This window comes from Cryobacterium sp. Hh11 (assembly GCF_004404045.1).
Taxonomy (GTDB): Bacteria; Actinomycetota; Actinomycetes; order Actinomycetales; family Microbacteriaceae; genus Cryobacterium; species Cryobacterium levicorallinum.
Map to the genome: position 1 here is coordinate 74750 of NZ_SOHF01000037.1, position 25258 is coordinate 100007.

The window sequence follows — 25258 nt, forward strand, 5'->3', positions numbered from 1 at the left end:
TGTTTTTGTCCCCCATATGGTACGACTCGGGAATCAGGCGCGAGCGACGGCGCGGCGCAGGAATGAGGTGATGACATCAGTGGCCTCTCGGAGGGAATCCGCGACCCGCTCTGGTCGCGGAAGTGTGCTCGGTCGGGGGCGCGAATCGGGTGCTGGCACTCCCAGCTGTTCGTGCAGCACGAGAAAGGCCGAGAGCACGTCGGCAAGGTCACCGTCTTCGGCGGCCGTCGCGTGCAGCAGACGCAGCTGGGCTGAGCGCAGAATCTGGCCGGGTGCGCAGCCCAGTTCGCTCTGCATGGCATGGCGGCACCGGTCATAGGCCTGCAGGCCCTGGGCGTGGCGCCCGGCAGCCTCCAGCCCGAGGATGAGGGCCGTCCAGGCTCGTTCATTGAGCGGGTCATCGGCAATCGCGAGGGTGGCGAGATCGACGGAATCGTCGATCCGGTGCAGAGCAGCGGCGGTTTCGGACGCCAGAACGCGGGCTACGGTCAGCCGGGACGCGTGCAGGACGCGTGCCTCCGAGGCCCAGGCTGCGACCAATTCATCACCGAGCAGTGAGGCTTCGGCGAGGTCGAGGGCGCGAAGTAGGAGGGGGTACGCCAGATCGGGATTGGACTTCTGGGCTCGTTGCAGCAGATCGTCGAACTGGTCAAGGTCGACATCGACCAGGTCGCGGTCCAACACATAGCCGCCGGTCGTTGTCTGCAACGGCCCGAGCTTTCCCGCACCGGGCTGCAGGTGGCTGCGCAGCACGCTGACATAACTTTCCAGGGTGGGCAGGGCTGCGACCGGAGGGTTTGCTCCCCAGAGCAATTCGATCAGGTGGTCTTTTGACACCGGGAGGCCAACGTGTACGAGAAGAATCTCCAGGATCTGGCGTGGTTTCGGTCCGCCGAGTTGGTGGGCGTGCAGAACTACGGAGCCGCGTCGAATGGTCAGGTTGCCGAAGAGTTGAACGTTGAGGTGTGCGAAGGGCGCGCTGGCTGGCTGCACTTGGGTGTCCGATTCCATTGTCATGACGACCTCCACTGTTGGAATGCGACAATGGTGCCTGTTTGCCCAAGCCCGGGGTAAGCCGCGGGTGGACTAGGGAACTACCCCCAATTTCGGGGACCATTTCAGGAGTTGGTATGGTGCCCGGTTCCGAGGGACAGCCTAGCCCCCTGAGGCCCGTCCAGGACGAGGGCAATGACCTGATTGGGGATTTCGAAAACGAGGGCCGCTTGAACGGATGCTCCGCTCTGCTCCGCCGGGTCGACCCAGAGCGCGGTGGACCGCGCGCCGAGTCCGGACAGGGAGTAGTTGGCGGCGCGAAAGGCGAGGCCGGAGGCATCCGTTACGGTCAGTTCGAGCAGAATGCGCACGCGGTGGGCCCCGGGCTGCACCGGGCTGGAGAGCAGATCGGCGGCGGTCGCCGGCACCCAGCCATCTCGAGCCAGGCGATGGCCAATGGGATCAGAATTTTGCGGCGGCGTTGGAACAGGGAGCTCATCCAGCAGGGCCACGGCGAAGCTGCCCGGGTCATGATCTCGTGCCCGGTGTGCACGGCGAGGGTGCCCAGGTTGACCAGAATAGCGCCGGCCATGGCGGAGAATTCGGCCGATTCCTCCGTGTAGTCGACCATCGCCGGCGCAGCCCCAACCGCGAGCAGCACGTTGGCGGTGAAGCCGGCGACGACGGTAATCGTGAGCCACTGCACGAGCGGATGGTGCCGGTGGAGTGCCGCCAGCACGCGAATGGCCTAACCAGCGGATGCCGGGGTGACCGTGGGAGTGTCGGTGGGCATCCGCTTGTCTAAAATGACCGTCATTAGAGCACCCGCAGCGGTAGATAGACCGAGCTGCCCAGACGTGTGAACTCGGCCGACTTCTCGGCCATTCCCGCCTCGATGGCCTCGAGACTGGTGAGGCCGTTCTCTTCGGCGTACACCCGAACATCCGCTGAAATACGCATGGAACAGAACTTGGGACCGCACATGCTGCAGAAGTGGGCGGCCTTGGCGGGGCCGGCCGGCAGCGTCTCGTCGTGAAAGCTCTGCGCGGTGTCCGGGTCAAGCGAGAGCGCGAACTGGTCGGTCCAACGAAATTCGAACCGGGCCCGACTGAGGGCGTCGTCGCGTTCCTGGGCGCGCGGATGCTGTTTGGCCAGGTCGGCGGAGTGCGCGGCGATCTTGTAGGTGATCACGCCGGTTTTCACGTCGTCGCGGTTGGGGAGGCCGAGGTGTTCCTTGGGCGTGACGTAGCAGAGCATGGCGGTGCCGGCCTGGGCGATGATGGCCGCGCCGATCGCGCTCGTGATGTGGTCGTAGGCCGGTGCGATATCGGTGGCGAGCGGGCCGAGCGTGTAGAACGGGGCCTCCTCGCAGAGTTCCTCTTCGAGCGCCACGTTTTCGACGATCTTGTGCATCGGAACGTGGCCGGGGCCCTCGATCATCACCTGCACTCCGTAGGACTTCGCGACCTTCGTCAGCTCACCGAGGGTGCGCAGCTCCGCGAACTGGGCCTCGTCGTTCGCGTCGGCAATCGAGCCGGGGCGCAGGCCGTCGCCGAGCGAGAAGGTCACGTCGTAGCGGCGCAGAATCTCGCACAGCTCCACGAAGTGGGTGTAGAGAAAACTCTCCTGGTGGTGCGCGAGGCACCAGGCGGCCATGATCGAGCCGCCGCGCGAGACGATTCCGGTCACCCGGTTGGCGGTCAGCGGCACGTAGCGCAGTAGCACGCCGGCGTGCACGGTCATGTAGTCGACGCCCTGCTCGCACTGCTCGATCACGGTGTCGCGGTAGATCTCCCAGGTGAGCAGCGACGGGTCGCCGTTGACCTTTTCAACGGCCTGGTAGAGCGGAACGGTGCCCACCGGAATGGGCGAGTTGCGCATGATCCACTCCCGAGTGAGGTGAATGTCCTTGCCGGTGGAGAGATCCATCAGGGTGTCGGCGCCCCAGCGGGCCGCCCAGACCATCTTCTCGACCTCTTCGGCGATCGACGAGGTCACCGCCGAGTTGCCGATGTTCGCGTTGATCTTCACGGTGAAGGCCTTGCCGATGATCATCGGCTCGCTCTCCGGATGCTTGTGGTTGGCCGGAATGACGGCCCGGCCGCGCGCCACCTCGTCGCGGACGAGCTCGACCGAGACGCCCTCGCGCGCGGCGATGTAGGCCATCTCCGGCGTGACAATGCCGGCGCGGGCCCAGACCAGCTGGGTGGCAGCGCCATCGATGGGCAGCGGATGCTCCCACCCGGCCCGAGTCTGCGGCAGTCCCTTCTCGAGATCGATTGTGGCCGTCTCGTCGGTGTAAGGGCCGGACGTGTCGTACAGGTCGAAGTGTTCGCCGTTGCTGAGGTTCACCCGGCGCACCGGAACTTCGAGCCCCGGCCAGCCTTCTATCGGTTCGTAGCGTTTGCTGCTGCCCTGGATCGGGCCCGTTGTGACGGTTTCGGACATAGTTGTGTCGTCAATTGTGCGCATGTTCTCGAACTTCCTACGCCGGCATTACCCGGACAGGTTCAACGGTCGACGGCCCTGGCCGTCCTCTCAGCTCGCTGGTGCGCGCTCCCGTGGTTGGTGTGTCTTCTGACTCCTTCACCCTAGCGCTGGTTGCGCGCTCGGGTCCTACCGGGGTCGCGGTCACCGCGCCCGGTGGAGGCCGTCGCGCCGGGCATAGCTGGCGCTGGGCATCCGCTTAGCGAGCGAGGGCGGCCAGCTCGGCGCGGGTCGAGGCGCCGACCTTGCGCAGCAGGTTGGCCACGTGAAACTTCACTGTGTTCTCGCTGATGGTCAGGGCCTGTGCGATGGCCTTATTGCGCGCCCCAGAGGCGACGAGTTCGAGCACGCCGCGTTCGCGTGGGCTGAGGCCCCAGGCCGCAGCGGCGGTGACGGATGCCGTGGGCGCGTCGAGCGGCAGCGACACGGCCATCTCGGAGCCCCAGCCGGCGGTGGCCTCGACGTTGAGGGTGCCGCTGAGCGCGACGACGCGGGCGGCAAGCTGGCGCACGCTCGGAACCTCGGCATCGAGGTTGCCCGGACCGTCGTCCCGAATGTGGATGAGCAGGTTACTTCCGTCGCAGTCCCACTGCACGCGCACCCGCGCGACCCCGGCCTGTTCGACGAGGGCGAGTACGGCGCCGCGCACGATGGCGCGGGCTTCGTGGGCGACCTCGCCGGGCAATGCCCGACCGTTCACCGGCGGCTCGATGAACTGCACGTCGAGGTCGCCGAAGCGCACGAGCGGTCGCAGGTCGTTCCTGAGGCGTTCGAAGGCGCGGGCGACGGGTTCCTCGGTGAGACTGCGATCGAGGTCGCTCACCGCGCGCAGGGCGACCATCGCGGCGGCGGCGAGTTCGGTGGCCTTCTGTCGGGCGGCGGTGTCACTCGTGCTGCCGGAGCGCAGGACAGCGAGCAGGGATTCCAGCGTGGTGGCGTGTGCGTCCGTGAGGTCGGCGATGAGTTTGGAGCGTTCGGCGGCTGCGCTGCGCGCTGTTTGAACCGGGGAGTTTGCGGGGAGCGTCGAGCGTTTTGTGGTCGTGGCGGATGACGCGGCCGGTTCGGCTGCTCCGGTAGCAGCATCAGACCGGAGGGCGGCGGCCGTGCTGCGGGCAGCGGCTTCAGTGGCGGTGGCGCGCACGCCGGGGTTAGATGGAGCGGAAGTCATGCCCCCAGCCTACCCGGGCCATCCTTGGAGCCCACCCAGAGCCATCCGTTTGGGTAGGAAAACCGCTCGTTTGGCGGGCAGCATTCCCACTCGAAGGAGTGGACCATTGAATCATGACCGAAACGACAACCACCCCACTGGCAGCGGATGCCCTCGGCCTCATTTTCGCCGAGAACGGCCGCGTCGTCGAGGCGCTGCGCTCGGCATCCGCTTCAGTACTGGATGAGGCGGCAACCCTGCTCGCCGCGGCGCCCCGGGTATTTGTGCTCGGTGCTGGCCGCTCCGGGCTGGCACTGAAGATGACCGCGATGCGACTCATGCACCTCGGCCTCGACGTGCACGTGGTCGGCGAGGTGACCAGCCCGGCGATTGTGTCGGGCGACGTGCTGCTGGTGGCGAGCGGATCCGGAACGACGGGCGCCATTGTGCGTGCCGCCGAGACGGCTCACGGCGTGGGGGCGAGCATTCTTGCGCTGACCACGGCGCCCGAGTCGCCGCTCGGGCGGCTCGCCGCGGTGACCGTGGTCATTCCCGCGGCTGCCAAGCAGGACCACGCCGGGCAGGTGTCGGCCCAGTATTCGGGCGGCCTGTTCGAGCAGTCGGTGTTGTTCGTCGGCGACGCCCTGTTTCACACGCTCTGGAAGGCGAGCGGTTCCACGGCCGAACAGCTCTGGCCGCGTCACGCCAACCTCGAGTAATACCGACCGGGCCCGGGCCCGGAAACCGGGCCCATGTTAGATCATGGGCCCACCGACCGGGCCCGGGCCCGGTCGCAAGAAACACGTACCCCAACAGAAAGAAGAACCCCCATGAAGCTTCAGGTAGCTATGGACGTACTGACCACCGAAGCGGCGCTCACGCTGGCTGCTCAGGTTGCACCGCACGTCGACATCATCGAGCTCGGCACCCCGCTGATCAAGGCAGAGGGCCTGCGCGCCGTCACCGCGATCAAGAACGCGCACCCCGACAAGATCGTCTTCGCCGACCTCAAGACGATGGATGCCGGCGAGCTCGAAGCCGACATCGCCTTCGCCGCCGGTGCAGACCTCGTCACCGTGCTCGGCACGGCCGGGGACAGCACCATTATCGGAGCCGTCGCCGCCGCGACCAAGCACGGCAAGGGCATCGTCGTTGACCTCATCGGCGTTGCCGACAAGGTCACCCGCGCCCGCGAGGTCACCGCGCTCGGTGCCCAGTTCGTCGAGATGCACGCTGGACTCGACGAGCAGGCCGAGCCCGGCTTCTCGCTCGCCACACTGCTCAACCAGGGCGAGACCGCCAAGGTTCCGTTCTCCCTTGCCGGCGGCGTGAACCTGTCGACCATCTCTTCGGTGCAGCGCGCCGGAGCAACGGTCGCCGTTGCCGGCGGAGCAATCTACGGCGCCGAAGACCCGGCCGCAGCTGCTGCCGCCCTTCGCGCCGCGATTATCTAGCCCAAGCGCTTGATCTGGTGCCGTCCCGCGTCTGCGGGGCGGCACTTTTGCGTTAAGCGGATGTCCCTGCCCGGGTGAGGAGAAATCCGACCGGGCCCGGCCAGCGGCATCCGTTGTCAAAGCCTCGCTCTCGGGAACACGCCAGGGCTCGTTTTGGCTCGAGGACCTCGAGCCGCGTACCGGCTATCCAGCGCTCACCGGCGACCTGCGCTGCGACCTCGCGATCGTTGGCGGCGGCTACCTCGGGCTGTGGAGTGCGGTGCTGGCCAAGCAGCAAAACCCTGATGCGAGGGTGCTTTTGTTGGAGGCGCGTACGGTCGGCTGGGCGGCATCCGGTCGCAATGGCGGCTTCTGCGAGGCGAGCCTGACCCACGGTGACGACAACGGGCGCAGTCGCTGGCCGAAAGAGATCGACCGACTGACCGAACTGGGCAACGAGAACCTCGACGAGATCGAACGAGAGGTGGCAGACCTCGGCATCGACTGCGGTTTTGAACGCACCGGATCTATCGACCTCGCCATCGAAGAGCATCAGATTGAGTGGCTGCGCGAAGAGCCGACCGGCGAAAACGTGGTGTTTCTCGACGAGTCCGCAGTGCGGGCCGAGGTCGCGTCACCGACCTACCTCGCCGGCGTCTGGCACCGGGGCAGCACCGCCCTCGTGCATCCGGGCAAGCTCGCCGCCGAACTGGCGCGCGTGGCGACCGACCTTGGAGTGGAGATCTTCGAGCACTCGCTCGTGCAGAGCGTGGACACGGCCCGACATCGGCCGGCCCAGGGCGCCCGGGTAGTGACCACGGGCGGCACCGTGACCGCCCAGAAGGTCGCGCTCGCCACCAATGTCTTTCCCTCGCTGCTCAAACGCAACAAACTCGCGACCGTTCCGGTCTACGACTACGTGCTAATGACCGAACCGCTCGATGCGAGCCAGCTCGCCGCGATCGGCTGGCAGAATCGGCAGGGCCTGAGCGACCTCGCCAACCAGTTTCACTACTACCGGCTGAGCGCCGACAACCGCATTCTGTTTGGCGGCTACGACGCCGTGTACCACTACGGGCGAAAGGTGCGCAGCGGCTACGAGAACCGACCGGAGACCTTCGAGAAGCTCAGCAGCCACTTCTTCACGACGTTTCCGCAGCTGGCCGGCGTGCGCTTCAGCCACAAATGGGCCGGCGCGATCGACACGTCCACGCAGTTCTGTGCCTTCTTCGGGCAGGCTCGCGGCGGGCGCATCAGTTATGCGGCCGGCTTCACCGGCCTCGGTGTTGGTGCCACGCACTTCGCCGCCCAGGTCATGCTGGACCAGCTGGCCGGCCGCAGTACGGAGCGCACTGAACTGGCCATGGTGCGGGGCCGTCCGCTTTCGTTCCCACCGGAGCCGCTCGCATCCGCTGGAATTCAGGCCACGCGCTGGGCACTCAATCGTGCCGACCACAATCGGGGCCGCCGCAACGTGCTGCTCAAGGGGCTCGATGCGCTGGGCCTAGGCTTCGACTCGTAGGGCTTCAGCCGAGCAGCAGCTTGCGGAGCTGGTCGGTCGAGTGCACGACCGCGGTCGCCGCCTCGGCCTCGGCTGGCGAGCCGTAGCCCCACTCCACCAGAATCGCGGGAATGCCATTCGCCTGCGCGCCGATGGCGTCGTAGCTGCGGTCGCCGACCAGGACGGCGCCGCCGGTGTCTACGCCGGTCGCGGCCAGGCGGGCGAGCGCCTCTGCGACGATGTCGGCCTTGTTGCTGCGGGTGTCGTCGGCGGAAGCACCGACGGTGGCTGTGAAGTACTTGGCGAGGTCGAAGTGCGTGAGAATGGCGATCGCACTGAGCTCGGGCTTGCTGGTGGCCAGGGCGAGCGGAATTCCGGCCGCGTGGATACGTTCGAGCAGGCCGGCGACGCCGGGAAAGACAGCCGTGTCGAGCGCGGCGGCGCCGTGGTACTCGGCGCGGTAGACGGCGATGGCTTCGACGGCTTCGGCGGGGGTCATGCCGGCGTATTCCTGAAAGGCGTCGAACATGGGTGGGCCGACGTAGGCGAGCAGTTGGGCAGGGGAGGGCACCGGGCGGCCGAGCAGCGTAAACGTGCGGGCCAGAGAGCTGGTGATGGCCGGGGCGGAATCCGTGATGGTTCCGTCAAGGTCGAAGAGAATAGCGCTCCAGGTGCGCGTCAATGTTGCGTTCATTCGGCATAGCCTAGGCGGTCAGCCGAAAAAGTGTCCCATTTACCCATTTTCTCAGCATTCGTACGGTTAGCGAGGCGCTAGCCTTTTTGTTCGCCCTCACAAAGGAATCCGTATGACGTTGTCTCCGCCCGCCCGCCTGATCTACGGATGCATGGGACTCGGCGGCGACTGGAGCCCCGCTCCTTACGTCGCGGCCGATATCGACCACGCCGCCGCCGCGGTCGAGGCCGCGCTGTCCATCGGCATAACGGTGTTCGACCATGCCGACATCTACCGCTTTGGCAAGGCGGAGCAGGTGTTCGGTGAGGTTCTGAAACGCTCTCCGGGACTGCGCGAGCGCATCGAGATTCAGACGAAGTGCGGCATCCGCTTGGATGCAGAGCACGCTCCCTACGACCTCGGGGCGATCGTGGCGCGCGTCGACGACAGCCTCGCGCGCCTGGGCGTTGACTACGTCGACACGCTGCTGCTGCACCGGCCCGATCCGTTGCTCGAACCCGCCGTTGTCGCCGCGGCGGTGACCGACCTGCACGCCGCCGGAAAAATTCGCGCGCTCGGCGTCTCGAACATGTCGGGCGCGCAGATCGCGTTCCTCCAGCGCGAGATCGACCTGCCGATCGTGGTGAACCAGCTTGAGATGAGCCTGCTCAAGCGCGACTGGGTCGACAGCACGGTGCTGGTCAACCACCCGGAGGGCGCCGACAATACCTTCCCGCACGGCACGCTGGAGCACTGCGCGAGTAATGGGGTGCGGCTGCAGGCCTGGGGCGCGCTCGCGCAGGGCCGGTATTCCGGGGCGACGGGCACGGCGGCCGAGGAGGCGGCATCCGCTTTGGTGCAGACGCTGGCCGAGGCGAAGAACACGACCCGTGAGGCCATCGTTCTCGGCTGGCTGATGCGACACCTCGCGCACATCGACCCCGTCCTCGGATCGAGCGATCCGGCGCGCATTCGGGCCTGCGGGGATGCAGCAGCGCAGGCAGCGGCGATGACCCGCGACGAGTGGTTCGCGCTGTACCTTGCGGCCCGCGGGCGCCCGCTGCCCTAGTTAGAAGAGCTTCGACGCCGTGTCGTCGAGGCCGCGCATGGCGTCGTAGTCGAGGAGCAGACAGCGGATGCCGCGATCCTCCGCCAACTTGCGGGCCTGCGGTTTGATCGTCTGCGCGGCGAAAACCCCACTGACCGGTGCCAAATGCGGGTCGCGATTCATGAGTTCGAGGTAGCGCGTGAGCTGCTCCACCCCGTCGATATCACCATTTCGCTTGAGTTCTACCGCGACCGATCGGCCGCTCGCATCCTGCGCGAGGATATCGACCGGCCCGATGGCGGTCATGTATTCGCGGCGCACGAAGGTGAAACCCTCGCCGAGCAGATGAATGTGCTCGGCCAGCAGCTTCTGCAGGTGCGACTCGGCGCCGTCCTTGATCAGGCCGGGGTCGATGCCGAGCTCGTGCGCCGAGTCGTGCTGCACCTCGTACACGCTGACCACGAGCTGGTCGGCGGTCTTGCCGTGGGTGACCGTCCAGAGGGCGGTGATTCCGGCATCCGCTTGATCGCCGTCGGGCTCGGAGATGGCGATCGAGCAGGGTGGGCTCATCCAGTTCAGCGGTTTGTAGGAGCCGCCGTCGGAGTGCACGAGCACGCTGCCATCGGACTTGATCATCAGCAGGCGGGTGGCCAGCGGCAGGTGCGCGCTAAGACGCCCGGCATAGTCAACGGAGCATTTCGCAATTACAAGGCGCACTGATCGATCTTAACCGAGTCGACCTGAATCGTTCGAAACGGATGCCGCCGGCCGCGCCGCCGGAGCGGCCAGCCCGGCCAGCACCATCAGCACCAAAACCAGGTACAGCGCGTTGAGGATTCCCCAGGCTTCGCCGAGCAGTCCGAGCACGGGCGGTCCGACCAGAAAAGCACCGTAGCCGATGATGGCGACGGCGCTCACCCGCGCCGCAGCGTTCTTGGTGTCGTCCGCGGCCGCCGACATGCCCACCGGAAAACCGAGCGAGGCGCCGATACCCCAGAGGATTGTGCCGACAAAAACGAGCGGGGTGTTCGGCGCGAGGATGAACAGTACGAGCCCCGCGATGCCGATTCCGGCGCAGGCCCGCAGCACGAGCACCCGGCCGAACCGGTCGAGCAGGGGGCCACCGATCACGCGGCCCACGGTCATCGCGGCCACGAACACTCCAAACACGACGGCGCCGTCGGTGTTGCTGAGGCCGTGTCCATCGACCGAGGCGAGGGCCAGCCAATCGTTCGCCGAGCCCTCGGCGAACGTCATGCCGAGCACGATCAGCCCGATCAGTAGCAGTTTGCGATCACGCCAGACGGCGAGGCTGCCCTGCAGGCGCGCGCGCCAGGCGAGGCGCGGGGCATCCGCTTCAGTATCGATTTCGATGGCGGCCGGCAGGAACCGCACGGCCACGAGAACGGTGCCCAGAACGAGTGCCGCCATGACCAGCAGATGCCAGAACACCGAGATCTCCAACGCGGATGCCGCGGCGCCGCCGAGCGCGCCGACCACCGTGCCGAGGCTGAAGCAGGCGTGCATGAGTGGCATGAGAGTGCGACCGATGGCCCGCTCGGCGGCCGCGCCCTCGACGTTCATCATGACGTCGAGGGATCCCATGCCTGCGCCGAACACGGCGAGGGCCGCGAACACGAACGGGGCCGAGGGCGCGAGGCTGACGCCGACGCCCATGAACACGAGTCCGGTCGCCGACAGCGAGATGCTGACCAGCATGGCGCGGCGTGCGCCGAGGCGGGCGAGCAGTCCGGCGGCGATCAGCAGTCCGACGACCGAGCCGGCCGAGAGACCGAAGATGAGGATGCCGACCTGCGCGGTATCGAGCCCCAGGCCGTCGCGGACGGCGGGAACCCGCGCCATCCAGCTGGCCAGGCCCAGTCCGGAGACGAAGAACGCTGCGAACACGGCGTTGCGCCAGCCGATCAGGCCCGAGCGTGTGGCGGCGGTAATCACGGGGGAGTTGGTCATCGGGCTCCTCAAGTGGCGGGCGGGAGGCCTCGACAGCGGGTGGGTGGGAACCTTAACGCTACAACGAGAAGTTCCCACAGAGGGTGGCGATGGCACTGAACGCTCATGGTGACCTCGCGGCGTGGGCCCGCATGATGCGGCAGATCGACTGCAATTGCGGTGGTTCTCGCTGAGGACCTGCCTGACACCGGCGCATGACGCCCGAAGACACCGCCGATTGGCGTCGCTCAGCGGGTTAGCGTAGCCTTACCTTAGCCAATAAAACCCCCGTCCTTGGAGTCCCATGCGCATCCCGCTCTCCCTCGCCGCCCTCGTTGCCGGCGCCACCGTTCTTGCCCTCGCCGGGTGCACCCAAGCCGCCGAGCCAGCGGCAGAAGGGGCCACGAGCGACGGCGCCTTCACGCTCTACTCCGGTCGCGACGAAGCGCTCATCCAGCCGCTCATCGATCAGTTCGAAGAGACCAGCGGCATCAGCGTCGAGGTTCGTTACGGCAACACCGCCGAGCTCGGCGCGTTGCTGCTCGAGGAGGGCGACGCCACGCCGGCCCAGGTCTTCCTCGCGCAGGACGCCGGAGCGCTCGGCGCCCTCGCCAACGCCGACCTGTTTGCCACGCTTCCCGCCGAGACGACCGACGCGATCCCGGTCGGATTCACCTCGACCGACGACACCTGGGTCGGCGTCACCGGCCGGGCCCGCGTGATCGCCTACGACAGCGAGGCGATGAGCGCGGCCGAGGTGCCAACATCCGTTGACGCCTTCACCGACCCGGCGTGGGCCGGAAAATTTGGAATCGCGCCGACCAATGCGAGCTTCCAGGCCTTCGTCACCGCCTACCGCGTGCTGAACGGCGAAGAAGCCGCCGATGAGTGGGTCGCCGCCATCGCCGCGAACAGCCCGGTCATCTTCGACAACAACCGCGCCATTCTCGCCGCCGTCAATGACGGTGTGATCGAGGCCGGACTGCTCAATCACTACTACTGGTTTGCCATGGCCGCCGAGACCGGCGAAGAAAACATGCGTGCTCAGCTCTCCTACCCCGAAGCTGGAGACGCTGGATCCATCGTGAACGTGGCCGGGGCCGGCCTGCTGGCCGGAGCAGCCGAAGACGCCGACGCGCTCGAATTCATCGACTACCTGGTCGGCGCGAAGGCGCAGCAGTACTTCGTGGATGAGACATTCGAGTACCCGTTGATCGCTGGCATCGACGCCCCGGCTGGCCTGCCGGCGCTCGACTCGCTGGTCAACCCCGACCTCGACCTCGCCGACCTCGACACCCTCGAAGACACCCAGACCCTGCTCGGCAAGCACGGCCTGATCTAATATTAAAGCAGTGAAGGCGCGGTTGCGGGCTCAGGTCGGCAGCCGCGCCCTACCCTTTACCAAAGCGGATGCCCCGGCGCCTGCCCGGTCTCGGAGCGCCAGCCGCTGCGGAGAGCTGCGCCCGACCCCACCGTTGGCCGCTCCCCGAGCCGCCCGAGCACCCGGGCCGCGCGCATGACCGAACTACTGATCCCGCCGCCGGAAACGGCCGCGACCCGCGCGCCAGCCCGGTACCGCTTCGGTGCCCCGCCCTGGCTGCTGGCCGTCGCTGCGCTCTGCGCCGCAACTGCCGCCATCCCGCTGGTCTACCTGGTGGTGCGCACGACCGAGGCCGGTCTGACCGAACTTCTCGATACCCTCGTGCGCCCGCGAGTGCTGCAGCTCACGATCAACACCGCGCTGCTCGCCGCCGCCGTCACCCTGTCCGCTCTCGTGCTCGGCACGATCTGCGCCTGGATCCTCACTCGCATTCGCTTGCCGTTCCAGCGCACCCTCCTGCTGGTCTCGGCGCTGCCGCTCGCGGTGCCGAGCTACCTCGCCGCCTACGGCTGGCTGGTGTGGTTTCCGCACCTTAACGGCTTCTGGGCCAGCTGGTTCGTCATGACCATGGTCTGCACCCCCTACGTGACGCTGCCGGTTGCGGCGGCGCTGCGCGGGGCATCCGCTGATCTGGAATTGGTGGCCCGCACCCTGGGTCGCGGTCCGCTGCGGGCGTTTGCGGCGGCGACCTGGCCGCAGATTCGCCCGGCCGCGATTGCCGGCGCGCTGTTGGTCTGCCTCTACTCGCTGAGCGATTTCGGGCTCGTCTCGATGCTGCGTTTGCAGACGCTGACCTGGGGAATCAACGCCGCCTACGGCGCAAGCTTCGACCGTAACCAGGCCGCGCTGCTCGCCCTCGTGCTCGTGGTGCTCGCCCTCGTGGTCGTGGCCGGCGAACGCCGCAGCCGCCGTCAGGTCGCCAGCGTTCCCGGTCGCAGCACCATGCCGGCCCGCGCGCCCGGCCGCAAGGGGCCCTTCTACGTTGCAGTGCTCGTCGCCGCGCCGCTGGCCGGGGTCGTGGTTCCCGTGGTCGGGCTGCTCAGCCGGCTGATCGAGGCCGAAACCCTGCGCGCCATCGACGTTCCCCGGCTGCTCGAGGCGGTCGGTTCGACCCTCGGGATCGCCCTCGCCGCCGCCGTGGTCGCCGTGCTCGTGGCGCTGCCGATCGCGGCGCTCGCGGCCCGCTACTCCGGTCGCCTGGTCGCCGTGATCGAGGCCGTCGGGTTTCTCGGCCACGCCCTGCCCGGCATCGTCGTGGGGCTCTCGCTCGTATTCTTCGCGCTCGCCGCGGTTCCGATGTTCTACCAAACCTCCGTCGTGCTCGTCTTTGCCTACGTCGTGCTGTTCATGCCGCGGGCGATCGGCAGCGTGCGCAGCGGCATCGCGGCGGTGCCGACGAGCCTCGGCGACGTCTCCCGCATGCTCGGCCTGTCACCGTTTCAGGCCTGGTGGCGGGTCACCGCGCGCCTCGCCCTGCCCGGCATCGCGATCGGTGCACTGCTTGTGGCCATCTCGGCCATGAAAGAATTACCAGCGACGCTGCTGCTGCGGCCGACGGGCGTGTCCACGCTCGCCACCGAGTTGTGGAGTCGCACGGCACTGTTCGAGTTCGGCGCTGCGGCGCCGTACGCTGCGGCGCTCGTGCTCGTGGCGATGGTGCCCGCGGTGCTGCTTAGCGGCATCCGCGGCACAGCAAGGGAGAACTAGTGGGCTGGGTAACGATCGAGGCGCTCCGCGTCGCCTACGGTGACCGCCGCGTGCTTGACGACGTCAGTTTGCGCATTCCGCGCGGCTCGCTCGTAGCCGTTCTCGGTCCAAGCGGATGCGGCAAGACCACGCTCCTGCGCGCCGTCGCGGGTTTGTTGCCGGTCGCCTCCGGCACCATCAGCGTCGGTGGACGCCTCGTCACCGGCCCCGGCGTGCAGCGGGCGCCGGAGAAACGCGGAATGGGCTGGGTCCCGCAGGATGCCTCGCTGTTTCCGCACCTCACTGTCGGCGAGAACATCGGCTTCGGGCTGCCGCGCACTCAACGGAGCGACGATCTGTACTGCGAACCAGGCGAGGTCCCCGGCGGTGTGGTCGGATTGCTGGCCGGCCTCACCCGCAGTGGACGAGCAGCCCGCGCGCGCCCCTCCTCGCCGCATTCGACCCACCTCAAAGCAGCGCCGATCAGCCCGGACCGGAGCCGGCAGATTAGCCGCTCGGCCCGCATCGCCGAGCTCGCCACCCTCGTTGGCCTGGCCGAACTCGTCGATCGTGCCCCCTCACAGCTCTCCGGCGGCCAGGCGCAGCGGGTCTCGCTGGCCCGCGCGCTCGCCCCGCGGCCCGACCTCATGCTGCTCGACGAACCATTCGCCGCCCTCGACCCCCTGCTGCGCGCTGCCCTGCGCACCGAGGTCGCGGCCCTGCTGCGCGGCCAGCACAACACGAGCCTGCTGGTGACCCACGATCAGGAAGAGGCACTCTCCCTGGCCGACTTCGTCGCGGTGATGCGCGGCGGCGAGATTCTGCAATTCGGTACCCCAGCGGATGTCTACGAACGCCCGGTCAGCCCCTGGGTCGCCGGCTTCGTCGGCGACACCGTCGAGCTCGACGGTTTGTGGCGCGGTGGCCGCGTGGAGTGTGCCCTCGGCTTGCTGGCGGCGGACTGGATGGGCGCAGCATCCGCTCCCGCCGACGGAACGCCGGTGCTCGTGCTGCTACGTCCGGAATGGCTTACGTCTACCTCAAGCGACGCGGCCGAGTCCGCGACCGACCAGGGGACGGATGCCGTCACCACGGCCATCGCCTACGCCGGCCACGACGCTCTGGTCACTTTCACCGTCGCCGGAGGCCTCGTCGTGCGCGCACGCGTCGCGGCGCCCGACCTGCCGCGCATCGGCGACCGGGTTACCCTCGGGGTACGCCAGAACGCCCTCGCCTACCCGCTGGGCTAGCAACGAGAATGTTCAGCGAGTCGCCTGGCGCGAGCTCGCGATCGTGCCAACCTTAGAAGAGGTAAAAGCTGCGGGAGGTGCGTTCCCACAGTAGGAACGTAAACCTGCAGTCAATAGTTGTAGCCAAGCCAATGGAGGCCTGATGAACGAGCGCAATCCTAATTCGATCATGAGGCGTAAACCCATTACCGACATCGGCGATGAGGCCGCCAAGAACGGTCTCTTCAAGAGCCTCGGGCTCTGGCAGCTCACCGCGATCGGCGTCGGTGGCATCATCGGAATTGGCATTTTCACCCTCGCTGGACTCGTTGCCAACGGCGGCCCGGACGGCGAAGGCGCGGGACCGGCCGTGCTCATCTCGTTCCTGATCGCCGGACTCGCGAGCGCGGCTGCCGCCCTCAGCTACGCGGAGTTCGCCGGGATGATCCCTCGAGCCGGCTCCGCGTACACCTACGGCTATGTCGCCCTGGGTGAGATCGTCGGCTGGTTCATCGGCTGGGACCTGCTGCTCGAGTACATCGCGATCGTCGCCGTCGTGGCGATCGGCATCTCGGGGTACTTCACCGAGTTCATGAGTGGCATCGGTATCGAAGTTCCGACCTGGATGCAGGGCACCCCCGATACCCTGGACGGCGGCCTGATCAACCTGCCCGCCATCGTGGTGTGCGTGCTCGTGACCTTCATCCTCAGCCGTGGAACGCAGACCTTTGGCCGCTTCGAACTCGTCGCCGTCGGGCTCAAGGTGCTGTTGATCCTCGCCATCATCGTGCTGGGATTCTTCTACATCAACACCCAGAACTACGTTCCGTTCTTGCCCAACGGGTTCGGCGCGGTCTTCACCGGCGCAGCCACTGTCTTCTTCGCCGTCTTCGGCTATGACGCCATGAGCACCGCCGCCGAAGAGGCCAAAGATGGCAAGAAGCACATGCCGAAGGCAATTTTGCTCTCGCTCGCTATCGCCATGGTGCTCTACGTGCTCGCCACTCTCGTTCTCACTGGTATGCAGAATTGGCAGGATATCGACCCGACCGCCGCCTTTGCCGTCGCGTTCCAGTCCGTCGGGCTTCCGGTCGTCGCGACCGTGCTCTCGGCCTTCGCTGTCATCTCGATCCTCACCGTCATGCTGACCTTCCTGCTCGGCGTCAGTCGGGTCTGGTTCTCGATGAGCCGCGATGGCTTGCTTCCCAAGTGGTTCTCCGGCACCGATAAAAAGGGAACCCCCGCCCGCGTGACCTGGATCGCCGGCCTGGCCGCGGCCGTACTGGCCGGGGTCTTCCCGATCCGTCTGATTGCCGACCTCACCAACATCGGGATTCTTGCTGCCTTCGTTGTGGTCTGCGTTGCAGTGATTGTGCTGCGACGGACCCGTCCCGATGTTCCTCGCACCTTCAGGCTGCCATTCATGCCCTGGGTGCCCGTGTTCGGGGTGCTCGCTTCTGCCTTCCTTATTACGCAGCTGCACTGGGAGACCTGGCTGCGCTTCGGCATCTGGCTCGTCATCGGTTTGGCCATCTACTTCTTATATGGTCGCCGTAACTCGGTCATGAACCCGAAAAGTCCGCGCTACATCGAGCATCCGGTCGATCCGCACTAGCCTCGCACGGGCAACGGATGCGCGGCCTGGCGCGGCATCCGCTCAGCTGATCAGCGCGCGCCGACGACCATCCAGGCCAGGCTGCGCGCCCGCAGAGACAGCGTCACAGCGCGGGCACCGAGATAGCCCAGCGCGAACGCGGCCATGAGCAGCGCGAGCCCGGCCTCGCCCGCCGGTGCCCAAACCAGCACCGCCGTGGCCAGTGGCACGAACGCGGCGAGGTTGAGCAGCCCGGTTAGGGCGAGATAGCGGGCGTCACCGGCGCCGATGAGCACGCCGTCGAGCACGAATACGACCGCGCCGAGGGGAACGGACGCCCCGAGCACGATCAAGGTCAGCGGCAGCAGTTGAGTTACCGCTGAGGCATTGGTGAACGCGTGCCCGAGCACCCCGCTCGTGCCGATGACGCCCAAGGCGAGGACGAGTCCGGCCAGCACGCCCCACTCCAGGCAGCGGCGCAGCACGGCGCGAACCTGTGCCACATCCCCGGCACCGAGGCCGCGGCCGACGAGGGCCTGGGCCGCGATCGCGAGGGCGTCGAGGGCGAAGGCCAGGGTCGCGAACAACGTCATCGCAATCTGAAAGGCCGCGAGCTCGGGGGAGCCGAGCTGGGCGGCAACGAACACGGCGAGCAGCATGGCGGCGCGCAGGCTCAGCGTGCGCACGAACAGCCAGCCGCCGCTCCTGGCACCCAGCAGCAGCCCGGCCCGGTGCGGGCGCAGCGGGGCGCTGTGGCGCCTGGCATGCCGGGTGACCACGACGAGGTACACAGCGACCATGCCCCACTGCGCCACAACGGTGCCGACGGCTGACCCGGCGATGCCCCAGCCGAGCAGGTAGATGAACACGTAGTTCAGTGCGATGTTCGCGCCGAAACCGATGCCGGCCACGTAGAGCGGGGTGCGGGTGTCCTGCAGGCCGCGCAGCAGGCCGGTTGCCGCGAACACCAGCAGCATGGCGGGCAGGCCGAACATGGAGATGCCGAGGTAGGTGGCGGCATCCGCTGTCACGGCGGATTCAGCGCCGAACGCCCCGACCAGCGCCGGGGTGGCGAACAGGCCGCCAGCCGCGAGCACGACGCCGAGGCCGAGGGCGAGCCAGAGCCCGTCGATGCCGACCGACACCGCCCTCTTGGAATCGCCCGCACCGAGCCAGCGAGCCACGGCCGGGGTCGTGCTGTAGGCGAGAAAAACCATGAGACCGATGATGGTCTGCAGCACCGCGCTGGCCAGGCCGAGTCCGGCCAGCGGAGTGGTGCCGAGGTGCCCGACCATCGCCGAATCCGCCAACAGAAACAGCGGCTCGGCCACGAGTGCGCCGAGCGCGGGTACGGCGAGACGCAAAATGTCCCGGTCGATGGGCTGCGTGCGCAAAATATTGATGCTTCGACTCTACGGCGGCCCTGCGCTCCGTATCACGGCCCAGCCACCTCATGACCGCAGCCAGATCGGGCGCCGTCATCCCGGCCACCTCCAAGAATGCCAAACGGATGCGACCGCTAAGACCCGAAATCGCTTCAGCCGACCCGCGAAATTGTTAAGAATTTAGAATCTTTCATCAACGACGTCCCCGAATCCCGCCCATCCCACCTCCCCTGCAGATAGGTTCGTCCTGAAGCCTCCGCTGATCGTGGATGCTCCGGGCACACTTTGCTCTGTCGGCGCCACCATCACCGGTCCGAGGTGTTCCTTTATCCCGCAAGGGTGTTCGCCACCTCACGGCCGAGCGTGCGGACATCCGCTTCGAAAGGCCCCACCATGCCGGACCCCCAACCGCACCCCGAAACACCCAGTATCGGCGTCGTCCGCGAGAGCGGGGCGGATGAGCGGCGAGTTGCCCTCGTGCCGCGCGCCGTCGCGTCCCTCGTCGCGAAGGGACTCGACGTTGTCGTCGAATCCGGCGCGGGAGCAGAGGCCCTCATGGGTGACGACCTCTACCTCGAAGCCGGCGCCAGCATCGGCGATGCCTGGAGCGCCGACATCGTGCTCAAGGTCGCCCCGCCCACCGACGCCGAGATCGCCCGCCTCAAGCCGGGCGCGACCCTGATCGGGTTCCTGGCACCGCGCAATGCGGAGAACAAAATCGCCGCCCTGCAGAACGCCGGCATCATCGGCTACGCGGTCGAGGCGATCCCGCGCATCTCCCGGGCTCAGGTCATGGACGCCCTCTCGTCGCAGGCGAACGTCGCCGGGTACAAATCCGTCATCCTCGCGGCGTCGCTCTCCACGCGGTTCTTCCCGATGCTCACCACGGCCGCCGGCACGGTCAAGCCGGCGAGCGTGCTCGTGCTCGGCGTTGGCGTCGCGGGGCTGCAGGCTCTCGCCACCGCGAGAAGGCTCGGCGGTCGCGCAACCGGCTATGACGTGCGTCCGGAGGTCGCCGACCAGGTGCGGTCGGTCGGAGCCCAGTGGCTCGACGTTGGCATCGATGCTGCCGGAGACGGCGGCTATGCCCGCGAACTCACCGCCGACGAGCGCGCCGAGCAGCAGAAGGCGCTCGAGGCCGCGATTTCCACGTTCGACGTCGTGATCACGACGGCGCTGGTTCCGGGACGCCCGGCACCGCGGCTCGTGACCGCTGCGGCCGTGCACGGCATGAAACCCGGCAGTGTCGTCATCGACATGGCCGGGGAGACCGGCGGCAACTGCGAGCTCACCGTTCCCGGCGAGACCGTCATTATCGGCGGCGTCACCATTGCCTCCCCGCTCAATCTGCCCTCGACGATGCCCGAGCATGCGAGTGAGCTCTACTCAAAGAACCTCACCGCCCTGCTCGAGTTGCTCGTGCGGGACGGCCGGCTCGACCCCGACTATTCCGACGATGTGGTGGCGCTCTCCTGCGTTACACGTGACTCAGTCTCGAACAGGAACTAACCCATGGACTCCTTTCTGGCGAACATCGCCATCCTCGTGCTCTCGGGCTTCATCGGCTTCGCAGTCATCTCCAAGGTTCCGAACACGCTGCACACCCCGCTCATGTCGGGAACCAACGCCATTCACGGCATCGTCGTGCTCGGCGCCCTGATTGTGCTGGGCACCGCGGAGAACCCCGGCATCCCGCTGCAGATCATCTCGTTCGTGGCCATCGTGTTCGGAACCGTCAACGTCATCGGCGGCTTCGTCGTGACCGACCGGATGCTCGCCATGTTCAAAACCCGCCCAGTCGACACCAACACCAGCACCGCGACCGACGGGAAGAACTGACCATGGACATCCTCGTCTACGCCCTGTACATAGTCGCTTTCGCCATGTTCATCCTCGGGCTCTCCGGGCTGACCGCCCCGAGGTCCGCGGTGCGCGGCAACAAGATCGCTGCGGCCGGCATGGCCGTCGCCGTCGTCGCGACCCTGATCCACATCCGCGAGACCAGCAGCTGGCTGATCATCGTCGCGGCTCTCGTCGTGGGCGTGATCCTCGGCATCCCGCCCGCCCGCAAGGTGAAGATGACGGCAGTACCGCAGCTCGTCGCGCTGTTCAACGGAGTCGGCGGCGGAACCGTCGCGCTCATCGCCTGGGGCGAGTTCATCGAAAGCGACGGCTTCACCGGCCTGCACGCGGCCTCCGGCCCGGTGCTCCCGCTCGTCATCGCCTCCCTGTTCGCGGCGATCATCGGCTCACTGTCGTTCTGGGGTTCGATCGTCGCCTTCATGAAACTTCAGCAGATTCTGCCCGGGCGCCCCCTGTCGGTCGGCCGCCTGCAACAACCGCTCAACGCGATGTTGTTTATCGGCGCCATCGTCGCGGCCGTCATCGTCGGGATCGGCTCAACCACCACCGGCGCTGACCTGGTCTGGTTCGTGGCGATCCTCATCCTGGCGGGCATCCTCGGGGTTATGACCGTGCTCCCGATCGGCGGCGCCGACATGCCCGTGGTTATCTCGCTGCTCAACGCCCTCACCGGTCTCTCCGCGGCGGCGGCCGGGCTCGCGCTCAACAACATCGCGATGATCGTCGCCGGCATGATCGTCGGAGCATCCGGTACCATCCTGACCAACCTCATGGCCAAAGCCATGAACCGGTCGATTCTGTCCATCGTCGCCGGCGGCTTCGGCGGCGGCGGCTCCAAGGGTGTTTCGGCCACGAGCACCGGTGACCAGCACGCGAAGTCCACTTCTGCAGCGGATGCCGCCATCAAGCTGGCCTACGCCAACCAGGTCATCGTCGTGCCCGGCTATGGCCTGGCCGTCGCCCAGGCCCAGCACGCCGTGAAGGACATGGCCAAGGTGCTCGAGTCCCGGGGCATCGAGGTCAAGTATGCGATCCACCCGGTGGCCGGACGCATGCCGGGGCACATGAACGTGCTCCTCGCCGAGGCCGACGTCTCCTACGACGCGATGAAGGAGATGGACGACATCAACGGCGAATTCTCCCGCACCGACGTCACCATCGTCATCGGAGCCAACGACGTCACCAACCCGGCGGCGCGCAACGACCCGAACTCGCCCATCTTCGGCATGCCCGTGCTCAACGTGACCGAATCCCGGTCGGTGATCGTGCTCAAACGTTCCATGAGCTCGGGCTTCGCCGGCATCGAGAACCCCCTGTTCTTCGCGGCCAACACCACGATGCTCTTCGGCGACGCGAAGAAGTCCGTCGCCCAGGTGACCGAGGAACTCAAGGCGCTGTAGGGGGCTCTTGTTGCATGACTGCGCCCAATGCTGAAATCAGCGCTACCGTGCCAGGATCGCCAGTCCTGCCAGGGTTGAGCCGTCCACCAGTGCACGAGCGCGAAACAGGTGATCAGCGGCCGCCGACCCGGGTGCCGCGCGCATCCGCTCGTAGAATTCGACTTCGCCGAGCGGATGCCTGCGCGCTCGTCTATCACGGCCCACACGATCCCGCTACACGGCTGCCTGTCACCCCGCCCGGATAGGCTGGAGGCATGACTGAGCTGGCGACTGCATCCGGAATCAACAGACACGAACTTGACCCGGAGGTGCGCCCGCAAGACGACCTCTTTCGGCACGTGAACGGACAGTGGATCGCGCGCAGCGAAATTCCCGCCGACAAGGCCCGCTGGGGCTCCTTCATGATGCTCGCCGAAGACGCCGAAAAGGCCGTGCGCGAGATCATCATCGAGGCGCAGACCGCGCCGGAGGGCAGCCTCGAACGCAAGTTCGGCGACCTCTACACAAGCTTCCTCGACGAAGAGCGCATCGAAGCGCTCGGCGCGACACCCCTGCACAACGACCTGGCAGCGGTCGATGCCGTCACCACCATCTCCGAATTGCTCGCCACCCTCGGCCGCCTCGAGCGTGGCGGAGTGGCCGGAGCCTTCCACCTCTACGTCGACAACGACCCGGGCAACCCCGAACGCTACCTCGTCTTCATTGCGCAGGGCGGCATCGGCCTGCCTGACGAGTCCTACTACCGCGAAGAAAAGTTCGCCGAGATCCGCAGCAAGTACCAGCAATTCCTTGAGCGGATGTTCACCCTCGCCGGTTTCGCCGACGCCGCCGGCCGCGCCGCGCGCGTCTTCGAGCTCGAGACCGAACTTGCCTCGCACCACTGGGACAAAGTCAGCACGCGCGACAGCGAGAAGACCTACAACCTGCGCACCTGGGATCAGGTCTCGGCGCTCGCTGCCGGCGCCGACGTCGACCTCTGGTTGGACGGCCTCGACGGCCCGTCCGGTGCTCTCGCCGAGGTCGTCGTGCGCGAACCGAGTTACATTGTCGGACTCGCGGCGACGCTCACCGAGGACCGCCTGGAGGCCTGGCAGGACTGGCTGCGGTGGCAGGTCATCCGCTCGAGTGCTGCGTACCTGTCTGGTGAATTTGTCGAGGCGAACTTCGACTTCTACGGTCGCACCCTGAGCGGCACCCCGCAGCTGCGCGAGCGCTGGAAGCGCGGTGTCTCGCTCGTCGAGGGCGCCCTCGGTGAGGCCGTCGGTCGCATCTACGTGGAGCGCCACTTCAAGCCGAGCGCCAAGGCGAGCATGGACGTGCTGGTCGCCAACCTCGTCGCCGCCTACGAAAACAGCATCAGCACCCTCGACTGGATGACCGAGGAGACCCGCGGGAGGGCGCTCGAGAAGCTCAGCAAGTTCACGCCGAAGATCGGCTACCCGGTGAAATGGCGCGATTATTCGAGCCTGGAAATTGCCGCCGATGACCTGATCCGCAACGTCAAGGCCGCTGGCGAGTTCGAGTTTCAGCGCGAGCTCGGCAAGATCGGCAAGCCGCTCGACCGCGACGAATGGTTCATGACCCCGCAGACCATCAACGCCTACTACAACCCCGGATTCAACGAAATCGTCTTTCCGGCCGCCATTTTGCAGTTTCCGTTCTTCGACGAGGAGCGCGACCCGGCCGCCAACTACGGCGCGATCGGCGCGGTCATCGGCCACGAGATCGGCCACGGCTTCGACGACCAGGGCTCCAAGTACGACGGCGACGGCCGCCTCACCGACTGGTGGACCGCCGACGACAAGGCCGCATTCGAGCTGCGCACGACCGCACTCATCGCCCAGTTCGAGGGCCTTGAACCAAAGGCTATCCCCGGAAACACCGTGAACGGCGCGCTCACGATCGGCGAGAACATCGGCGACCTCGGTGGGCTCTCCATCGCCTGGAAGGCCTACCTGCTGTCGCTCGATGGCCAGGACAGCCCGGTCATCGACGGCCTCACCGGGCAAATGCGCTTCTTCTTGTCCTGGGCCCAGGCCTGGCAAATGAAATTACGCGACGCTGAGGCCATCCGCTTGCTGGCCATCGACCCGCACTCGCCGAACGAGTTTCGCTGCAACCAGATCGTCAGCAACATTCCTGCGTTCTACGAGGCGTTCGACGTTTCCGAAGCGGATGCCCTCTGGCTCGCCCCCGACAAGCGCGTCACGATCTGGTAGCGGTATCGTCCGCGGCGGGCATGCCGGGGTCCGAGTGGGGTGTCATGATCTGGCCTTCTCGCCTCGGCCAGTTCGCGCGTCCCCCGTCTGGGTTAGGGTTGGCCGTGCGCCTTGATCGGCCAGAGGCTGGCCTTGCGCCGTTTGCCGCTGTAGTCGCTGGCTGAGCAGAGTGACTCAGAGCAGATTGACGCAGAGCAGATTGACGCAGTCCGGGTTTGTAGCAATCGGCAGCACCGAGGGAGGAATGAGCCAACGATGGTCTTGTCCAACGGTTCTGGTCCGAGCGGCGGCGGGCAACGGTCCGGCCCGGATGCGGGCGATACCGTCGCCTCAGGTTTGATCCGTTCCCGCCACGCCTCAGCGCCCGGCGGCAAACACCGCGGCACCGAGACTCCAGAAAGCTTCGCTCGCGGCTTCGCCGCCCTCGGCGACCTCGCCCTGAACGGTGTGCAGGTCTCGGCCCGGGCGACCGACCTCGCGACCGGGCGGGTCTTGTTCTCGGTCGACGACCACGTCTCCATGCCGACCGCGAGTATCGGCAAGGTGCTGTTGCTGATTGAGGTAGCCACGCGGCTGAAAGACGCCGAGTTCGGTATGGCCACGATGCTCGAGCGTACGAATGTCGATGCCGTGAGTGATTCCGGCGTCTGGCAGCACCTGCAGGTGGCCCGATTGGGCGTCGCGGATCTCGCCGCCCTCGTCGGGTCGACGAGCGACAACCTCGCGACGAACGTGCTCATTCGCGCCGTCGGGCTGCACTCGGTGCGTGCCCGCACCGAGCAGCTCGGCCTCAGCCGCACGGCGCTGCTCGACCTGGTGCGCGACAAACGCGGCCCCGATGACGCACCGCAGCTGTCGGTGGGCAGCGCCAAGGAACTGACCTGGCTGTTCACCGCGCTCGCCCGCGGCGAAATCGTGGACGCTGAGACGAGCGCGCGCGTGATCGGCTGGCTGTCGCTCAACACCGACCTGTCGCTGGTCGCGAGCGCCTTTGGGCTCGACCCCCTGGCGCATCGGGAGAGCGATCACGGCCTGCTCATGGTCAACAAGACCGGCACGACCGCCGGGGTGCGCAGCGAGGTGGGTATCCTCCGTGGCCCTCGGGCCGGTGCGACCTACGCCGTGTCGATGGCATTCGACGACGCCCTGCTGATGACCCGCCTCGCGGTGCTCGAGGGGATGCGCGCGGTCGGGGCGGACCTGCTGGAGTACGTGCACTAGCTCCCGCCAAGTTGTGCCATCGTGTACGGGACGGGCATTGACGCCCGT

General features: G+C 67.0%; 22 protein-coding genes and 1 riboswitch. Of the genes, 13 read left to right on the plus strand and 9 right to left on the minus strand.

Translation table 11 applies throughout. The features are described from left to right. Positions 1-33: 33 nt before the first annotated feature. The 5 genes from E3T46_RS16395 to E3T46_RS16415 form a co-directional block, all read right to left on the minus strand. Complete coding sequence (locus tag E3T46_RS16395; protein WP_134579363.1) at positions 34-1017, minus strand: BTAD domain-containing putative transcriptional regulator; 984 nt, start codon at positions 1015-1017, stop codon at positions 34-36. 101 nt (positions 1018-1118) lie between these two features. Then, positions 1119-1364 (minus strand): hypothetical protein, encoded by a 246-nt coding sequence (locus tag E3T46_RS16400; protein ID WP_166790314.1) that lies wholly within the window; start codon positions 1362-1364, stop codon positions 1119-1121. Continuing rightward, positions 1343-1732 carry a hydroxyethylthiazole kinase gene (locus E3T46_RS18775; protein ID WP_347232625.1) on the minus strand — a complete coding sequence of 130 codons (390 nt, stop codon included), beginning with the start codon at positions 1730-1732 and terminating at the stop codon, positions 1343-1345. The genes E3T46_RS16400 and E3T46_RS18775 overlap by 22 nt, the downstream gene beginning before the upstream one ends. A gap of 77 nt (positions 1733-1809) precedes the next feature. Further along, a complete protein-coding gene (thiC, locus tag E3T46_RS16410; RefSeq protein ID WP_347232626.1) occupies positions 1810-3465 on the minus strand; it encodes a phosphomethylpyrimidine synthase ThiC in 1656 nt (551 codons plus the stop codon). Beyond that, positions 3459-3566: riboswitch (TPP riboswitch) on the minus strand. (Overlaps the previous gene by 7 nt.) 113 nt (positions 3567-3679) lie before the next feature. Next, positions 3680-4648 (minus strand): helix-turn-helix transcriptional regulator, encoded by a 969-nt coding sequence (locus E3T46_RS16415; protein WP_134579366.1) that lies wholly within the window; start codon positions 4646-4648, stop codon positions 3680-3682. 113 nt (positions 4649-4761) lie between these two features. On the opposite strand from E3T46_RS16415, the gene hxlB reads away from it, so the two are divergent. From hxlB to E3T46_RS16430, 3 genes are all read left to right on the plus strand, one after another. After that, positions 4762-5346 (plus strand): 6-phospho-3-hexuloisomerase, encoded by a 585-nt coding sequence (hxlB, locus tag E3T46_RS16420; RefSeq protein ID WP_134472221.1) that lies wholly within the window; start codon positions 4762-4764, stop codon positions 5344-5346. Positions 5347-5457: 111 nt separating this feature from the next. Beyond that, positions 5458-6081, plus strand: coding sequence for a 3-hexulose-6-phosphate synthase (gene hxlA / locus E3T46_RS16425; protein WP_092448092.1), 624 nt, complete (start codon positions 5458-5460; stop codon positions 6079-6081). Positions 6082-6112: 31 nt separating this feature from the next. Then, positions 6113-7582, plus strand: coding sequence for an FAD-dependent oxidoreductase (locus tag E3T46_RS16430; RefSeq protein ID WP_134579367.1), 1470 nt, complete (start codon positions 6113-6115; stop codon positions 7580-7582). Between the two features lie 4 nt (positions 7583-7586). On the opposite strand, the gene E3T46_RS16435 is transcribed toward E3T46_RS16430, so the two are convergent. Next, on the minus strand, positions 7587-8255 hold the full coding sequence (locus E3T46_RS16435) for an HAD hydrolase-like protein (RefSeq protein ID WP_134579368.1): 669 nt from the start codon (positions 8253-8255) through the stop codon (positions 7587-7589). 112 nt (positions 8256-8367) lie between these two features. On the opposite strand from E3T46_RS16435, the gene E3T46_RS16440 reads away from it, so the two are divergent. Then, positions 8368-9303 (plus strand): aldo/keto reductase, encoded by a 936-nt coding sequence (locus E3T46_RS16440; RefSeq protein WP_241980858.1) that lies wholly within the window; start codon positions 8368-8370, stop codon positions 9301-9303. On the opposite strand, the gene nucS is transcribed toward E3T46_RS16440, so the two are convergent. Then, a complete protein-coding gene (nucS, locus tag E3T46_RS16445; protein ID WP_134579369.1) occupies positions 9304-9999 on the minus strand; it encodes an endonuclease NucS in 696 nt (231 codons plus the stop codon). It abuts the gene before it with no gap. Positions 10000-10008: 9 nt separating this feature from the next. After that, positions 10009-11253 (minus strand): MFS transporter, encoded by a 1245-nt coding sequence (locus tag E3T46_RS16450; protein WP_134579370.1) that lies wholly within the window; start codon positions 11251-11253, stop codon positions 10009-10011. 283 nt (positions 11254-11536) lie between these two features. Between E3T46_RS16450 and E3T46_RS16455 the strand changes: the two genes are divergently transcribed. The 4 genes from E3T46_RS16455 to E3T46_RS16470 all read left to right on the plus strand — a co-directional run bounded on the left by E3T46_RS16455 (position 11537) and on the right by E3T46_RS16470 (position 17143). Beyond that, positions 11537-12574 carry an extracellular solute-binding protein gene (locus E3T46_RS16455; protein WP_134579371.1) on the plus strand — a complete coding sequence of 346 codons (1038 nt, stop codon included), beginning with the start codon at positions 11537-11539 and terminating at the stop codon, positions 12572-12574. A 174-nt stretch (positions 12575-12748) separates the two neighbouring features. Continuing rightward, positions 12749-14320, plus strand: coding sequence for an iron ABC transporter permease (locus E3T46_RS16460; protein WP_134579372.1), 1572 nt, complete (start codon positions 12749-12751; stop codon positions 14318-14320). Further along, complete coding sequence (locus E3T46_RS16465) at positions 14320-15549, plus strand: ABC transporter ATP-binding protein (protein ID WP_134579373.1); 1230 nt, start codon at positions 14320-14322, stop codon at positions 15547-15549. Before E3T46_RS16460 ends, E3T46_RS16465 begins: the two co-directional genes overlap by 1 nt. Positions 15550-15691: 142 nt before the next feature. Next, positions 15692-17143: an amino acid permease gene (locus E3T46_RS16470; RefSeq protein WP_134579374.1), complete on the plus strand. Its 1452-nt coding sequence runs from the start codon at positions 15692-15694 to the stop codon at positions 17141-17143. 50 nt (positions 17144-17193) lie between these two features. Here E3T46_RS16470 and E3T46_RS16475 read toward each other — a convergent pair whose 3' ends face one another. After that, positions 17194-18516, minus strand: a complete 1323-nt coding sequence (locus E3T46_RS16475) for an MATE family efflux transporter (protein WP_134579375.1) — start codon at positions 18514-18516, stop codon at positions 17194-17196. 384 nt (positions 18517-18900) lie between these two features. On the opposite strand from E3T46_RS16475, the gene E3T46_RS16480 reads away from it, so the two are divergent. From E3T46_RS16480 to E3T46_RS16500, 5 genes are all read left to right on the plus strand, one after another. Further along, positions 18901-20016 (plus strand): NAD(P) transhydrogenase subunit alpha, encoded by a 1116-nt coding sequence (locus E3T46_RS16480; RefSeq protein ID WP_134579376.1) that lies wholly within the window; start codon positions 18901-18903, stop codon positions 20014-20016. Positions 20017-20019: 3 nt separating this feature from the next. Further along, complete coding sequence (locus E3T46_RS16485) at positions 20020-20346, plus strand: NAD(P) transhydrogenase subunit alpha (protein ID WP_134472235.1); 327 nt, start codon at positions 20020-20022, stop codon at positions 20344-20346. A gap of 2 nt (positions 20347-20348) precedes the next feature. After that, positions 20349-21770 (plus strand): NAD(P)(+) transhydrogenase (Re/Si-specific) subunit beta, encoded by a 1422-nt coding sequence (locus tag E3T46_RS16490; protein ID WP_134579377.1) that lies wholly within the window; start codon positions 20349-20351, stop codon positions 21768-21770. Between the two features lie 254 nt (positions 21771-22024). Further along, positions 22025-23989, plus strand: a complete 1965-nt coding sequence (locus tag E3T46_RS16495; protein ID WP_134579378.1) for a M13-type metalloendopeptidase — start codon at positions 22025-22027, stop codon at positions 23987-23989. Positions 23990-24244: 255 nt separating this feature from the next. Then, positions 24245-25210 (plus strand): serine hydrolase, encoded by a 966-nt coding sequence (locus E3T46_RS16500; protein ID WP_134579379.1) that lies wholly within the window; start codon positions 24245-24247, stop codon positions 25208-25210. Positions 25211-25258: the final 48 nt, after the last annotated feature.

Excerpts from the sequence above, each read along its gene's own strand:
- E3T46_RS16495 (WP_134579378.1), top strand. The coding sequence starts at position 22,025 with ATGACTGAGCTGGCGACTGCATCCGGAATCAACAGACACGAACTTGAC.
- E3T46_RS16485 (WP_134472235.1), top strand. The coding sequence starts at position 20,020 with ATGGACTCCTTTCTGGCGAACATCGCCATCCTCGTGCTCTCGGGCTTC.
- thiC (WP_347232626.1), bottom strand. The coding sequence starts at position 3,465 with ATGCGCACAATTGACGACACAACTATGTCCGAAACCGTCACAACGGGC.
- hxlB (WP_134472221.1), top strand. The coding sequence starts at position 4,762 with ATGACCGAAACGACAACCACCCCACTGGCAGCGGATGCCCTCGGCCTC.
- hxlA (WP_092448092.1), top strand. The coding sequence starts at position 5,458 with ATGAAGCTTCAGGTAGCTATGGACGTACTGACCACCGAAGCGGCGCTC.
- E3T46_RS16470 (WP_134579374.1), top strand. The coding sequence starts at position 15,692 with ATGAACGAGCGCAATCCTAATTCGATCATGAGGCGTAAACCCATTACC.
- E3T46_RS16455 (WP_134579371.1), top strand. The coding sequence starts at position 11,537 with ATGCGCATCCCGCTCTCCCTCGCCGCCCTCGTTGCCGGCGCCACCGTT.
- E3T46_RS16440 (WP_241980858.1), top strand. The coding sequence starts at position 8,368 with ATGACGTTGTCTCCGCCCGCCCGCCTGATCTACGGATGCATGGGACTC.
- E3T46_RS16480 (WP_134579376.1), top strand. The coding sequence starts at position 18,901 with ATGCCGGACCCCCAACCGCACCCCGAAACACCCAGTATCGGCGTCGTC.
- E3T46_RS16415 (WP_134579366.1), bottom strand. The coding sequence starts at position 4,648 with ATGACTTCCGCTCCATCTAACCCCGGCGTGCGCGCCACCGCCACTGAA.
- E3T46_RS16395 (WP_134579363.1), bottom strand. The coding sequence starts at position 1,017 with ATGACAATGGAATCGGACACCCAAGTGCAGCCAGCCAGCGCGCCCTTC.
- E3T46_RS16435 (WP_134579368.1), bottom strand. The coding sequence starts at position 8,255 with ATGAACGCAACATTGACGCGCACCTGGAGCGCTATTCTCTTCGACCTT.
- E3T46_RS16500 (WP_134579379.1), top strand. The coding sequence starts at position 24,245 with ATGGTCTTGTCCAACGGTTCTGGTCCGAGCGGCGGCGGGCAACGGTCC.
- E3T46_RS16460 (WP_134579372.1), top strand. The coding sequence starts at position 12,749 with ATGACCGAACTACTGATCCCGCCGCCGGAAACGGCCGCGACCCGCGCG.
- E3T46_RS16450 (WP_134579370.1), bottom strand. The coding sequence starts at position 11,253 with ATGACCAACTCCCCCGTGATTACCGCCGCCACACGCTCGGGCCTGATC.
- E3T46_RS16490 (WP_134579377.1), top strand. The coding sequence starts at position 20,349 with ATGGACATCCTCGTCTACGCCCTGTACATAGTCGCTTTCGCCATGTTC.